This is a genomic window from Thauera butanivorans (assembly GCF_048398245.1).
Lineage (GTDB): Bacteria > Pseudomonadota > Gammaproteobacteria > Burkholderiales > Rhodocyclaceae > Thauera > Thauera butanivorans.
The window spans coordinates 3,111,051-3,124,623 of record NZ_CP183038.1 but is presented as its reverse complement, the minus strand read 5'-3'; the positions used below and the strand labels follow the sequence as shown (position 1 = coordinate 3,124,623).

At 64.1% G+C, this 13,573-nt stretch carries 8 protein-coding genes; 3 read left to right on the top strand and 5 right to left on the bottom strand.

Features of this window, described 5'->3' with window-relative positions; all coding sequences use genetic code 11:
- The first annotated feature begins 256 nt into the window (after positions 1 to 256).
- A complete protein-coding gene (locus ACNQFN_RS15165; protein WP_418646906.1) occupies positions 257 to 1,780 on the top strand; it encodes a Fic family protein in 1,524 nt (507 codons plus the stop codon).
- Positions 1,781 to 1,904: 124 nt separating this feature from the next.
- Here ACNQFN_RS15165 and ACNQFN_RS15160 read toward each other — a convergent pair whose 3' ends face one another.
- The 5 genes from ACNQFN_RS15160 to ACNQFN_RS15140 are packed head-to-tail and all read right to left on the bottom strand — an operon-like array spanning position 1,905 to position 6,913.
- Positions 1,905 to 2,702 (bottom strand): hypothetical protein, encoded by a 798-nt coding sequence (locus tag ACNQFN_RS15160; RefSeq protein ID WP_418646905.1) that lies wholly within the window; start codon positions 2,700 to 2,702, stop codon positions 1,905 to 1,907.
- A complete protein-coding gene (gspD, locus tag ACNQFN_RS15155) occupies positions 2,668 to 4,752 on the bottom strand; it encodes a type II secretion system secretin GspD (RefSeq protein ID WP_418646904.1) in 2,085 nt (694 codons plus the stop codon). Before gspD ends, ACNQFN_RS15160 begins: the two co-directional genes overlap by 35 nt.
- Positions 4,745 to 5,242, bottom strand: a complete 498-nt coding sequence (locus ACNQFN_RS15150) for a hypothetical protein (RefSeq protein ID WP_418646903.1) — start codon at positions 5,240 to 5,242, stop codon at positions 4,745 to 4,747. Before ACNQFN_RS15150 ends, gspD begins: the two co-directional genes overlap by 8 nt.
- A gap of 7 nt (positions 5,243 to 5,249) precedes the next feature.
- Entirely contained in the window at positions 5,250 to 5,834 is a 585-nt protein-coding gene (gene gspM / locus ACNQFN_RS15145) for a type II secretion system protein GspM (protein ID WP_418646902.1), read from the bottom strand.
- Positions 5,831 to 6,913 (bottom strand): PilN domain-containing protein, encoded by a 1,083-nt coding sequence (locus ACNQFN_RS15140; RefSeq protein ID WP_418646901.1) that lies wholly within the window; start codon positions 6,911 to 6,913, stop codon positions 5,831 to 5,833. The genes gspM and ACNQFN_RS15140 overlap by 4 nt, the downstream gene beginning before the upstream one ends.
- A gap of 162 nt (positions 6,914 to 7,075) precedes the next feature.
- Here ACNQFN_RS15140 and ACNQFN_RS15135 point away from each other — a divergent pair, with 162 nt between their 5' ends.
- Together ACNQFN_RS15135 and ACNQFN_RS15130 are read left to right on the top strand one after the other, a co-directional pair.
- Positions 7,076 to 7,303 (top strand): RHS repeat domain-containing protein, encoded by a 228-nt coding sequence (locus ACNQFN_RS15135; protein ID WP_217999680.1) that lies wholly within the window; start codon positions 7,076 to 7,078, stop codon positions 7,301 to 7,303.
- 161 nt (positions 7,304 to 7,464) lie between these two features.
- Positions 7,465 to 13,572, top strand: coding sequence for an RHS repeat-associated core domain-containing protein (locus tag ACNQFN_RS15130; protein ID WP_418646900.1), 6,108 nt, complete (start codon positions 7,465 to 7,467; stop codon positions 13,570 to 13,572).
- Position 13,573: the final 1 nt, after the last annotated feature.

The following is a 13,573-nucleotide window of genomic DNA, read 5'->3' as shown; positions in this document are numbered from 1 at the left end:
ATCAAGCACTTGGGCCAATCTTCGGATTGGCCCAAGTGCTTTTTGCGCGCTTTCCCAAAATTCCCCCACATTTCCCACCGCTTATGCCCCCGGCGGGCCGCATGCTCAAGCCAATATGTCGCCCCAGTTTCACTGATCATGGGCCGGAAACGAAAATCGTGTTGGTAGAATGTAGATGTTTTTGGGGGGATAGAAAAATAAATAGATGATTTTGTAAAGAAGTAGACGATGCGCTGCAACTTCTGGTCTTCTGTATATGACTCATCTCCATCTTGGTTACGAAGCACTCATTCGCAAGTATCAATTGCGGGTGCCTCCATTGCGCTGCGTCTATGCGGCCACGGAGCGGGCCATCGGCTCCCGGACCGTCAGTGCGGATGGAGAGGAGCGTATCGAGCTACCCCTTCAGCGTATCAGCGACACTGAAACACTGGCAGGACAGCTCACTTTTGCGTTCAAGCGGGAGCACCTCGATCTGACTGTGCTTGGGGCGCTCTTCGAGGTGCCCGAGGTACGCGAAGCCATCCAGGCTTGGCTGCGCGACAAGCCCAGTTCCAAGTACTCACGGATGGCCGGTCACCTGGCGGCATGGCTTACGGGCCATGAGTTCGAGTACAGCTTGCCGGCGGGCAGCCCGCGAGTACCCCTGCTGGATCCGGCCGCTTACGTCGTCGGGCCGGCTGTTCCCGATCCCAAGTTCGGCATCGTGAGCAATCTCTTGGGTGACAAATGGTTCAGCCCGCTCATTCGGCGTACCGAAAAATTGGAGAAGTGGCTTGCCGCAGGACTTGCGAGCAAGGTGGGAGAAACCTTCCGGGCCATCGAGCCGGAGATGCTCGCGCGGGCCGTGGATTACCTCTATCTCTCCGAGACGCGCTCGACCTACGGCATCGAGGACGAGATTCCGGACAACAATCGGGCGGCCAGATTCAGGCACTTGCTTGAACAGGCTGGCGAACCCGGGCCGCTTACCGAGGACCAACTCGGCGAGTGGCAATCCCGGATCGTGAATGCCCGGACGGCAGAATACCGATACCGCGACGGCCAGAACTGGCTTTCGCGGGCCGGGCGGCTCAGGAACATCGCCGATTTCATTCCGGCGCCGCCGGAGCTGGTGAGGCCGATGATGGAGGCCGTGGCCCGGCTGGCGCAGATCGCCGCGGCGGGCAAACTGGACCCGGTATTGGCCGCAGCGTGTGCAGCATTCGGCTTTGTGTTCGTACACCCCTTCTGGGATGGCAACGGCAGGCTTCATCGATTCTTGCTGCATCACATACTGCGCCAGACAGGCTTCACCCCGGCCGGCGTGGTGCTGCCCTTGTCGGCCCGGATGCTGAAGCAACTGGACCGCTACTCGGCGCTTCTCAAACGCTACTCACGCCCCCGCACCGAGTTGCTCGACTATGCCCTCGACGGGGACAGCGCCACGATCCACGTGCGCTCGCCGCAGCCCTTGTGGCTTTATGCCTACCACGATTTCACGGAGATCTGCGAATTCATCTACGAGTGCTGCCAGGCATGCGTGGAAGAGGATTTGCAGGCCGAAATCGTTTACCTGCGCGCGCACGACGCGACGGTACGTGATCTGGAATCCTGGCTCGACCTGCGCCAGGCGGCGCTCCACACCCTCATCGACGTCATCGTGCAAGGCAAGGGGGTGCTCTCCAAGCGTAAGCACAAACTGGTAGAGGGGCTGCCGGATGAGGATGTGGCCCGCATCGAGGCGACCGTGGCCAAGCACTTTTCCGCGTACATCGACCACCAGACGCCATCGAGCTAGGTGTTCTCCAGCATTGGCCGCCAAGGAAGCTGAAACCGAGCCACGCCTGCTGTGACGGGCTTCGACAGGTGGGCGATGTTCCTGGCTCGGACCCGGCTGGTGGGACTGTATGAAGGAGCTTCGCTCAAAATGGGCAGGGCTTGTCGAAGGCCCCGACGATGCGCTGCCGGCTTCTCACGAGATGGCTGGGTTCGATCTGGCCGGTGATCGTCACTTCGACGGAAAATCCGTCTGCACCGCCGGGGGCGCTCTCGGAAAACACGTTCACCCTGAACGTGGAGCCGAGCACGCCATGGGCGGAGTCCTCGCTCATGACGGATCGTGCGCCGGACGACGTGCCGGACCTTGATCCGGCAAGTTCGGCAAGACGCTTCGACGCATGCCGCAGGTCGGGCTCCGTCCGTCCGGAGTGGAGCGTGACGTAGGGGTACAGGCAGGCGAATGAGCTGTCGTCGAGGCCGAGCATGGCCTGCAGGTCCGCATAGGTCGTGGGACGAAGGACGTCTGCGGATTGGGTCGCCGTGCCGCCCGGCTTCTGTCGTTCCTGCGGTATGGCGAGCCCCGCCAGCAGCCGGCCGAATATCGCTGGGTCGGACGTCACGGGGTCGACGAGCCCATCCACCTGCTGAACCGACACGCTGACGAACTGCTGATCGATCTGCACGCGTCGGGTGACGATGCCGTCACCTATCCAGGCGCTTCTGGCTCCGTTGACCAGGAGGTCATGGATGACAAACTCGACTGCCGACTCATGCACCAGACGGGTCCGGAGCCGCTGTTCCGAGATGGACAACTCCTCCGATGAGTAGAAAACGGCGGTCATCGAGCCAGCGGCGAGGGTGGCGGCGACAAGCAGCAGCCACAATGCATGCAGCAGGACGAAGCCCTCACTGCGGGCGCGACGGGGCAAGGGGGAGGGCATGCTCGGCCAGCCTGGAAGCGGTTTCGAGGCCATCGACCAGCGCATCGACGACCGATTGTGTCTCCATCTGGTTGCGCATCACATGCGGCACCAGAAGCACCACCAGTTCGGTGCGGCGGGTGTCGGACGTGTTGTTCCGGAAGAAGTTGCCGACGACCGGGATGTCCTTCAGCAGCGGCACGCCGCTGTTGCCCATCCCGCCGCTTTCGCGGATCAGGCCGCCCAGCGCCACGGTGAAGCCGTCGCGGGTGGCGATGACGCTGTGGATTCTCCGCCGCTGGATGGTGGGCGAGTCGATGCCGGACGATGTCGTCTGCGCCACTTCGCTCACCTCCTGCATGACATCCAGGATCACGTTTCCATTGTCATTGACGCGTGGCGTCACTTCCAGGATGACGCCCGTATCGCGCATCTGGATCGTGCTGATGACCGGTGCGCCCGAAACATCCGTGCCCTGCGAGGTCTGGGTGACGATCGGCACCTGGTCGCCGACCTGCAGGCTCGCCTTCTGGTTGTTCAGGACGGAAATCTTCGGCGCGGAGAGAATCTTGACCTCGGTCTTGGACTGCAGCGCGTTCAGCACGATGCGGGCGTTCGCCTTGCCGGTATAGACGTAGGAAAACCCCGGAAATTGTGAGGCCACGGCGCCGGATTCGGCGGCGCTCAAGGTCACCGTGTTCTCGCTCGAGTCGAAGAACCACTGCACGCCGTAGCGCAGGTTGTTGTTCAGCGTGACTTCCGCCAGAAAGGCCTCGATCATCACCTGCCTGGGCAGTACGTCGATCTGGGCCAGCGCTTCCTGGATGACGCGGTATTCATCTTCGGTACCGTAGAACATCAGCGAATTGTTTTCTTCGAGCGCAACGAGCCGGCCGATGTTCGACTGAGCACTGGCCGTTCCGCTCGCCTGCAGGTCGGCAGGCACGGTCGAAGGCGGGAAACGTTCCGTTTCCGTGCCGGCGATGGTCACGGCGGCGGTTGCCGCCATCTCGCCGGTCAGTACCTGGCGCAGGGATGCGACCAGGTCCTTCGCACTGCCGTTCTGCACGTTGTAGACGAAGATCCGCTGGCTGCCCGTCTTCGAAATGTCGAGCCGCCCGATCCATTCACCCAGCAGATCGAGGTCGGACCTGTTCCGTGCCACGCCGAGAACGGCCTGCATGCGTTCGAGCGGCACGAGCCGCACCCGCGTCGTGAACAGGTCCAGCTTGCCTTGGAAGATCTGCTGGAGTTCGTTGACGATCGTTTCGGGCCGGCTCTGTGCAAGCCTGTACATGGCGAAGGTCATGCCCTTGAGCCAATCGACGTCGAAGTTCTCGATGGTACGCAGCACGGCGCCACGATCCTGGCTGCTGCCGGCGATCACGAGATGGCCGTGCTGGGTATCGGCCTGCAGTACCGTGCCTTTCGGTACGAAGGTGTCCAGGACGGTCTGCATGTCCTTCGCATTGACGTAGCGCAACGGAATGATCTCCACCGCGTAGCCCGGAACGGGCGGCATGGATGCCGCCAGGCGCTGGGCCGGGCGCACGCGCTGCGGTGCCTCGCTCCACGGCACCACGCTGACGCTGTTGCCATCCTTCAGCAGCACGGCCGAGACTGTCCCCAGCGCGGCCTCCAGTGCCGACAGCAGCGATGCCTGCGAAGCCGGGCGGCTGGTCCGCAGCGTGATGCGGCCCTGTACTTCGGGCGAGACGACGTAGTCGAGTCTGAGCATGTCACCGAGCACCGCATCGATCACGCCGCGAATGTCGGCCTCGTTGAAATTGAGCTCGAAGCGCTCGCCGCCACCGCCGGGGCGTGCGGTGCTGCCTGCCCGGGCGGGAGCCGGTTCTTCACGGCCGGATTCGAAATATTCCGTGACGAGCCCCCGGGGTGGTTCTGGATCGTTTACGGCGGACTGAACCGCGTTGCCGTTCGTCTCCATGGCAGCAGCCGGAATCCGCTTCCATGGTGAAATGCGGGCAGGTTCGGGTGCGGCTGTGGTCGAGCAGGCGCTGAGTCCTGCCAGAAGCGCAATGCCGATGATGAACGGGGTGAGCTTATTCATTGGGTGGAAGCCCTGAATGGGTGATGGGCGGCCGGAGCTGGATGGTGATGTCTGCGGGAGGCGGGGACTCGGCGCTGGAGTTCGTTTGCTGGCGGAGCCGCACGGCATTCGGCGCGATCGAGATGACACGCCACTCACCGAACACCTCGCCGCGTGGCACCAGCCTGCGCTCGGCTGCGTCGTTTTCCAGCAGCACCAGGCGAGCCCGGCCGCCTGCACCGACGATGCCGACGAGGCGCGGCGGCTGCGGCGGAGAGCTGGCTGCGGTATCAGCGGAGAGCGAAATTTCGGGACGGCTACGGGAAGGTGAAAACAGCGGTGCCCGCACCAGCATGTCCGGTAGCACCTCAGGCCAGTGGCTGCCGCCTTCGACGGCATCCGCCATGTCATGCTGCGTGGTCGAGGCTGGCAGATCGGGGGTGCCGAGCGCGACCCAATGCAGCAGGACGAAGGCGGCGAGTGCGCAGATGTTGCAGGCGATGAGCGCCACGGTCTGCTTACTCGGCATCGACTTCTTCCGTGGATGAAGGCGTCGGCACTTCCGCGCCGAAGCCCGAAACACGCAACTCGATGGAGAGCGGCAGCAGTGCCGAATCCGGCCCTGAAGCAGAAGACAGGATCACTGCGCGGTCGACCGTCAGCAGCGGCCGGTGATGGGCGAAGGCCGCCAGCAGCTGAACCAGCTCGGTTTCCGGTGCGGTCACCTTCAGGTCTACCGAGAATCGGGTCAGAGGCCCTTGCGCGCGAGGCTCGGCGGCCCGTAGTTCATTCAGCTCGACGCCGGCGCCACGGACCAGCTCATCCACGGCACTGAGGACTGCTGCGCCGTCCGTGCGCGACCGAAAAACCCACGCAGCAACCTCGTGCGACTGGCGTGCCAGTTCATCGGGTGCCAGTACATCGTTTGTGGCTGCCAGTAGCCGCAGGCGCTGCAGTTCGAAACGGGAGTCGTCCAGGCGCTCGATGGCAGCCGTGGTCAGGGTGTGCAGGGGACGGATCACCAATGACCACATCATGATCAGCGGGACGCAGCCCAGCACGATCGCAAGTGCCCGCCGTATGGCCAGCGGAAGATGTGTCATCGGGCACCTGTCCGGGCGAGCCTTGCCTGCATCACGAACTGCGGCACATCCGCCGTGCCCGAGCCAGGATCCAGCCGCGACACCGATTCCAGCCGGACGGCACTCAAGCTGCCGGCCTGCTCCAGTGCGCGGGCGGCCGTTGTCGGGTCGGCAGCATGGCCGGTGATCCGGAGGCCGCCCTGTTCGTAATGAAGCTGGCTGACCCATGCCTGCTTCGGCAGATGGGCGGCAACATCCTCGAGTACGGGTAGCAGGCCCGGTGCGGCGCGCACGGCGGATATCGCATCCTGCACGGCGCGCAGCCGAGCCTGTTCCTCGGCCAGGCGAATGGCCTTGCCTTGAACCGCCCGGCTTTCGTCGATGGCGGCCTGGGTACGTGTAGTGAGCCACGATGCGCCTGCATGGAGCGCCGGCCCGATTGCAAGCACGATGCCGCAAGCGGATGCGAACAGCCATCGGTTCAGGCGCGTCGTCGCGAGCGCATGCTGCGCGCCCCGCGACACCGAAAAGATGAACGTGGGGGATGGATGACCCTCCGGCGAGAAACCGACCACGCATCCCGTTGTGCCAGCCCGTTCGGCGGCAGCCTCCAGCCTCGCGGCCTGCTCCCGTGTGCACAGGGCGACATCCACTCTGATCTCATCTCGATTGCTTCCGGCCGATACCTCGCCGATGTCGAAATACAGCGCCGCAGGGTCGATCGGCGCTTCTGCTGCCAGGCGGTAGCGGACGGCGTCCTTGAGGCTGCTGCGGGCCGCGCGGGGCAAGGTCAGTGGCAGCCGCATCACCTGCGCGGAGTCCATCAGCATGATGACGGGCCTGTCCCTGCATGCGGCTTGCCAGTCGTCGGGCAGTCCGCCCGACGCTCGGTGCTGCTCGTGCAGGTGCGGCGTGCCATGTGCATCCGAGACGAGGGTGACGGTTGTGCCGGTGCCTGTGAAGCGCTCTGTGGCCGGCGCGATGAGCCCGTGCATTTCTTCGCGCCACCAGTGCCACGCATGCCGGAGCGCATCGGCCATTCCGGCGGGCAAGGGCAGGGTGGCGCGGATTCCATTGCGTCGGGCTTTTCCTTTGATCATCGGGTGTGGATATTTATTTGGGGTCTACTGTTGACAATGGTATGTTTGTTTCGAACAATGTCAGTCAGCTTGAGCATGCGGTCGGGGTATGTCGTCAGAGTGTAGTCGAAACTGTGGGCGAAGGCGAAGGGCTGCAGTCCATTTCAATAGGGGAGAGTGGTGATGAGTGAGAGTCGGACCCTGAAGCCGGCGTCGGGTGCGAGCATGCGCACCCTGGTGCTGGCCACCTTGCTGGGCTTGTCCATGCCCGTGCTGGCCGGCTCGGTCAGCTACACCTACGACCAGTTGGGCCGCGTCAAGACGGCCACCTACAGCAACGGCGTGGTCATCACCTACACCTACGACGCGGCCGGCAACCGCGTCAGCCAGGTCACCACCGGCGTGCCCTGATCCCCTGGCGGCCAATGGCCGCTTTTCCATTGTTTTCCCTTGAGTTCTGTATCGGCCCGCGTGGGTGGGCCGTGGGGCGTCGTGCGCTTTTCGGGCATGCGGTTCGCATGCCGTGGGCGGGCCTCGCTGCGTATTTCGTATTTGTTCGGGAGAGTTCGATCATGTCAGAACGCAACAAAGGTTCGCTGCGTGCGAGCATGCTGGCGGTGTTGGTCGCCGGCCTGTTCTCGGGTTCGGCGCTGGCCGAGGGCAACATCCAGTTCGGCCAGGGCGTGCCGGCGGTGGTGGAACTGCCCCAGCCCCTGGCGGCCACGGCCCGCACGGCCAAGGGCGGCGTGCAACGCGAGCGCATCGAGCACGGCCCCGGCGTCAACCGTGCCATCCTGGCCCCGGTCACGCCCGAGGAGTCGGAGCAAGCCATCCACGCCCGTGAACTGCCCCAGGGGCTGAACCAGGGCGTACCGCATGAAGCCGGGCGCAGCGCCGCCCCTGGCCGCGAACCGGCGATGTCGGCGATGCGGATTGCGGGCGACACCGCGCCGACCGGGCCGGCCTCGATCGCGGAACTGGCGCGTGCGCTCAAGAACGACCCGGACCTGATCTACGAGTACGTCCGCAACAACATCGCCTACTACCCCACCTGGGGCATCCAGAAAGGCGCGATCGGAGCTCTGCTCGACAACCAGGGCACGGCCTTCGACCAGGCCACGCTGATGGTGCAGCTGCTGAAGGAGGCGGGCTTCACCGCCAGCCACGTCAAGGGGCGCATCAACCTCACCGCAGCGCAGGTGCAGGATTGGCTGGGGATCGACACCAGCAAGGTGTGCGGGGTGCTGAACCTGTTCGGCCAGGCGCAGATCCCGGTGTCCTCGGTCACGGCGACGGCCGCGGGCAGTTGCCCGGGCTCGACCGCCGCGCTGCACAGCATGAAGTTCGACCACGTGTGGGTGAAGGTCAACATCGACGGCACCAACTACTACTTCGATCCGAGCTTCAAGTCCCATGTCCACAAGACCGGCATCAACCTCGCCACCGCCAGCGGCTACAACGCCAGCAGCTACCTGAGCTCGGCCAAGAGCGGTGCCACGGTCAATGCCAACTACGTGCAGGGCATCAACCGCAACAACATCCGCAACAACCTCGCCAGCTATTCGAACACGCTGGCCACCTATCTGCGCACCAATCTGCCGGCGGGCACGCTCGACGACGTCATCGGCGGCAAGACAGTGGCACCGTACACCGGTGCCCCGCTGCGCCAGACCGCGCTGCCCTACCGGGACACCTCGGTCGCGCTGACCGAGTGGGCGAACATCCCGGCCAGCTACAGCCCGACGCTGCGGATCGTCTACCAGGGCATCGACAAGACCTACAGCTCCGACGCGATCTACGGCAAGCGGCTCACGATCACCTACAACAGCGCGAACAAGCCGGTACTGATGCTCGACGGCGTGGCGCAGGCCACCGGCACCACCGTCACGCCGGGCACGGTCGGCACCGTCACTTTCAACGTCGCGCACGGCGCCTACGGCAGCACCGGGGCGAACCAGAACTTCACCCAGCAGATCAAGGCGGGCGGCACCTACCTGATCGGCAACGGCTGGGGGCCGGCCGGGCGCGGGCTCGTCGAACGCTACCGCAGCCAGCTCGACACCGCCAAGGCGGCCGGCAGCGCCGATGCTTCCGAGGTCGTGCTCGGCTCGTCGCTGGCGGTGCTGTCGGCAAGCTGGATCGCGCAGGTGAACCACTCGGACTACATCACCGACCGGCTCGCCGCCACCAACACCCTGTTCCACCACCAGGTCGGCATCGCCGGCTACAGCGGCGCGCCTTACGTCGATCTGCCGGGCAACATGGTCGGCGTGGTCAGCCAAAGCGCGGATGCTGCCAAGGAGCGTGCAGCCTTCTACAGCTCGGCCATGCATTCGAGCATCTTCGAATCGGCCGCGGTGCAGCAGACCGCGGGTGTGAGCGCGGTGTCGACAGTCAAGCTCATCGACATGGCCGTGGCCGGCAACAAGAAGATCTACAACGCCACCTCGGCGAACTACGCTTCGGCGGTGCAGCCGAACCTGGTGGGATGCGCGTCGTGGCTGACGACCTTCCAGGGCCAGGTCACGGCCGGCAACCGGCTGATCCTGCCCGACAGCTGCAACCTGACCGAGGGTAGCTGGACGGGGACCGGCTACTTCACCATCAACAGCACCGGCACGAGCATCGGCGCCATCATCGGCGGCGGGCTCGCAGGTGGGTTCGGCATAAACAACATACCGGCGGGAACGGTAAATAATTCCGCCAATTCAGCCAAGAGCAGCGATGACTGGATGACAACGGTCGGCAAGTTCTTTGGTGACCCCATCGATATGGCCAAGGGGAACTTTGTCTATGCCGATGAAGACATCCAGACCGGGGTGGGTGAGTTTCCGCACAGCCTGGGCGTGAACAAGCTCTATAGCTCGAGTGCGCGCACGCAGGACGGCCCGCTGGGCAAGGGCTGGACGCACAGCCTAGCCGCCAGCGTGCGGGTGGGCTCGGACGGTTTCCAAAGCATGGGCGAGGATTCTGCGCTCGACGCCGTACCCACGCTGGTCGAGAAGCTCGTCGCGCTCGACCTGCTCGGCGACGCGGCCAAACCGCTGGACAAGATGGTCGTCGCCACGGTGGGCCAGCGCTGGTTCGCCGACCAGTTGATCGACAACACCGTGGTCGTGGCCCAGGGCCTGAACGGCGAAGTGTTCGTCAAGCTGCCCGACGGCAGCTACAACCCGCCGCCGGGCAACGCGGCGCGGCTGACCAAGCAGGGCGACGGCACCTACCAGTACGAAACGCTCAACCGCGCCAAGCTCGCCTTCAACAGCGCGGGCAAGCTGGCGACCTACACCCACCCGAGCGGCGTGCAGGCCAAGTTCACCTACAGCGGTGCCAACCTCACCAAGGTCGCCAACAGCCTGGGCCGGGTGCTCAACTTCAGCTACAGCGGCGCGCGCATCAGCGCGGTCAGCGACGGCACGCGCAGCATCGGCTACGCCTATGACAGCAGCGGCAACCTCGTCAGTTCCACCGACGCCACCGCCAAGGCCACCACCTTCCAGTACGACCAGCCGGGGCGGATGACCAAGTTCTTCAAGCCGAGCAACCCGTCGGTCGCCTTCGCCACCAACGTCTACGACAGCCTGGGCCGGGTGCAGACCCAGACCAACGCTGCCGGCAAGCTCTACACCTACCACTTCGCCGGCTCGCGCTCGGAAGAAGTGGACCCCGATGGCGTTGGTCACGTGTCGTACTTCAATGCGCAAGGCAAGGTGCTGAAGGCGATCGACAAGCTCGGCCGCGTCACCACCAACACCTACGACGGCCAGGGTCGGCTGACGCGCAAGACCTTCCCCGAAGGCAACGCGCTGGAATACAGCTACGACGACGCGCCGTGCGCCGCCGCCGACAAGCGCTGCACGCACAACGTCACCGAGGTCAAGCAGTTGCCCAAGCCCGGCTCGGGCCTGGCGACGCTGACCAGCAGCTTCACCTACGAGAGCGCCTTCAACAAGGTGGCCAGCGCCACCGACGCGCTGGGCAAGGTCACCACCTATACCTACACCGCGCAGGGCAATCCGCTCACGGTCACGGCCCCGGTCGATGCGGCCGGCGTGCAGCCGCAGACCACCTACGGCTACACCGCCTACACGGCCAGCGGCTACCCGAGCTTCTACCTGCAGACCTCGCAGACGAGCAAGATCAACGCCAGCGCCACGGTGGTCAGCACCACCGCCTACAACGCGGCCAACAAGTATGTGCCACAGACGGTGGTGGCCGATTCGGGCACCGGCAAGCTGAACCTGACGACCACCTTCAGCTTCGACGCGGTGGGCAACCTCACCCAGGTCAACGGTCCGCGCACGGACGTCACCGACACCACCACACACGCCTACGACGGCCAGCGCCGGGTCACGCAGACGACCGACGCGCTGGGCAAGCAGACGCGCTTCGCCTATGACAACGACGGCCGGCTGATCCGCAGCGCGGCCCAGCTCGGCAGCCAGTGGCTGGTAAGCTGCACCAGCTACACGACGACCGGCAAGCTGCTCAAGAGCTGGGGGCCGGCGCTGACCAGTGCGGCCACCACGTGCCCGACGGCCGCTGCCCCGGTGGCGGTCACCGACTACGCCTACGACGACCTCGACCGGCTGATCCGCGTCACCGAGAACCTGCCGGCGGGCGAGGGCGGCAACCGCGTCACCGAGACGGTGTACAACGCCGACGACAGCGTGCAAAGCGTCAATCGCGCGGTGGGCACGGCGCTGGCGCAGACCTATGCCGCCTACACCTACAGCAACAACGGCCTGCCGCTGACGCTGACCGATGCCAAGAACAACCGGACGACCTACGAATACGACGGTCACGATCGCCGGGTGAAACTGCGCTACCCGCATCCCACCACGGTCGGCACCTCGTCGACGAGCGACTACGAACAATTCACCTACGATGCGGTGGGCAACGTCACCAAACACCGCAAGCGCAGCGGCCAGAACGTCACGCTCGCCTATGACAACCTGCACCGCCTGATCAGCCGCACGTACCCGACTGCGGCGGACAACGTCGCCTTCAGCTACGACCTGCTGGGCCGCCGCACACAGGCCAAGTACGCCAACAACAGCCACACCGTCGATTACGTGTGGGACGCGGCCGGTCGGCTCACCAGCACCACGGCCGGGACGAAGACGCTGGCCTACCAGTATGACCCGGCGGGCAACCGCACGCGCACCACGTGGCCGGAGACCGCGTTCTACGTCACCACCACCTACGATGCGCTGAACCGCCCGACGGCGATCAAGGAAACCGGCACGGTCAACCTGGCCAGCTACGCCTACGACGACCTGAGCCGGCGCACCACGGTGACGCTGGGCAACGGCACCACGACCACTTACGGCTACGGCGCGCAGGGCACGCTATCGAGCCTGGCGCACAACCTGGCCGGCACGGCGCAGGACGTCACCTACAGCTACACCCGCAACCAAGTGCAGGAGGTCGTGAGCCAGAGCTGGACGAACGACCTGTACCAATGGATGGGCTACGCCAACGGTACCCAGAGCTACACGGTCAACGGCCGGAATCAGTACACCGCGGCGGCAGGGGCCAGCATCACCCACGACAACCGGGGCAACCTGACGGGCGACGGGGTGTGGACCTACGTCTACGATGTCGACAACAAGCTCAAGAGTGCCAACAAGAGCGGCTATGCGGCGACGCTGGCCTACGATGCGGAAGGCCGGCTGCGCCGCACGACGCTGGCGGGCACGGTGACCGACCTGATGTACGACGGTGTGGACTTGGTGGCCGAGTACGACAGCGCGGGCACGGTGCTGCGCCGCTACGTGCATGGCCCCGGGGTGGATGAAGCGCTGGTGTGGTACGAGGGCACGGCCACGACCGACAAGACGTGGCTGTATGCCGATCATCTGGGCAGCATCGTGGCTGCGGCCAACAGCGGGGGCACGAACACGGCGATCTACCGTTATGGCCCGTATGGTGAGCCAGACACGACGACCGGGGTGCGCTTCCGCTACACGGGGCAGCAGTACTTGGGTGGGTTGAACTTGTACTACTACAAGGCACGGTTCTACTCGCCGACGCTGGGCCGGTTCCTGCAGACCGATCCGATTGGTACCCGAGATGATCTGAACCTGTATGCCTACGTGGGGAACAACCCGGTCAACTTCAATGACCCGACGGGGTTGGTTGCCGCAGAAGTAAAAATGCTCCTCTGCGGAGTAAGCTGCGATGTGGCTAGTTTCTTCCCCAAAGATGCTCCGATTGTCACTGTTGGAAATGCCTTTGGTGGCCTCGGTGCTGCAGCAGTGGGTTGGATGACGGGCGATGATGCACTTTACAATGCGGCAGTCGAGGGATTGTCGGCTACCCGGGCTAAGAATGTTGAAACGTTAATTTTGCTAGGAACTTTGAAGTCCAGCGGGGCAGGTAAGGGAGTGAGGCCAGAAGTTAACTGGGGGCAGCAGGCAAAGCACTTTCCAGGTCATAACAATTACATGCCGGGAAAAAGCACCTTGACAGCTAATCCATCAAAGCTCGCTGATAAAGCTGGAACTGGACAACAGATCGGAAACGTTCCAGTTGGTTCTCCAGGTTCTAAAGAAAGGGTGGACTTTGGTGAGAATATAGGAAAATATGTCGATTTGAATGGAAGTGCTTCTGCGACATCAAACGGGATAATTCACTATGGAAAGAACGGTATTCATATCGTTCCTGCGAGGCCCTAGA

Excerpts from the sequence above, each read along its gene's own strand:
- ACNQFN_RS15165 (WP_418646906.1), top strand. The coding sequence starts at position 257 with ATGACTCATCTCCATCTTGGTTACGAAGCACTCATTCGCAAGTATCAA.
- ACNQFN_RS15160 (WP_418646905.1), bottom strand. The coding sequence starts at position 2,702 with ATGCCCTCCCCCTTGCCCCGTCGCGCCCGCAGTGAGGGCTTCGTCCTG.
- gspD (WP_418646904.1), bottom strand. The coding sequence starts at position 4,752 with ATGAATAAGCTCACCCCGTTCATCATCGGCATTGCGCTTCTGGCAGGA.
- gspM (WP_418646902.1), bottom strand. The coding sequence starts at position 5,834 with ATGACACATCTTCCGCTGGCCATACGGCGGGCACTTGCGATCGTGCTG.
- ACNQFN_RS15140 (WP_418646901.1), bottom strand. The coding sequence starts at position 6,913 with ATGATCAAAGGAAAAGCCCGACGCAATGGAATCCGCGCCACCCTGCCC.
- ACNQFN_RS15135 (WP_217999680.1), top strand. The coding sequence starts at position 7,076 with ATGAGTGAGAGTCGGACCCTGAAGCCGGCGTCGGGTGCGAGCATGCGC.
- ACNQFN_RS15130 (WP_418646900.1), top strand. The coding sequence starts at position 7,465 with ATGTCAGAACGCAACAAAGGTTCGCTGCGTGCGAGCATGCTGGCGGTG.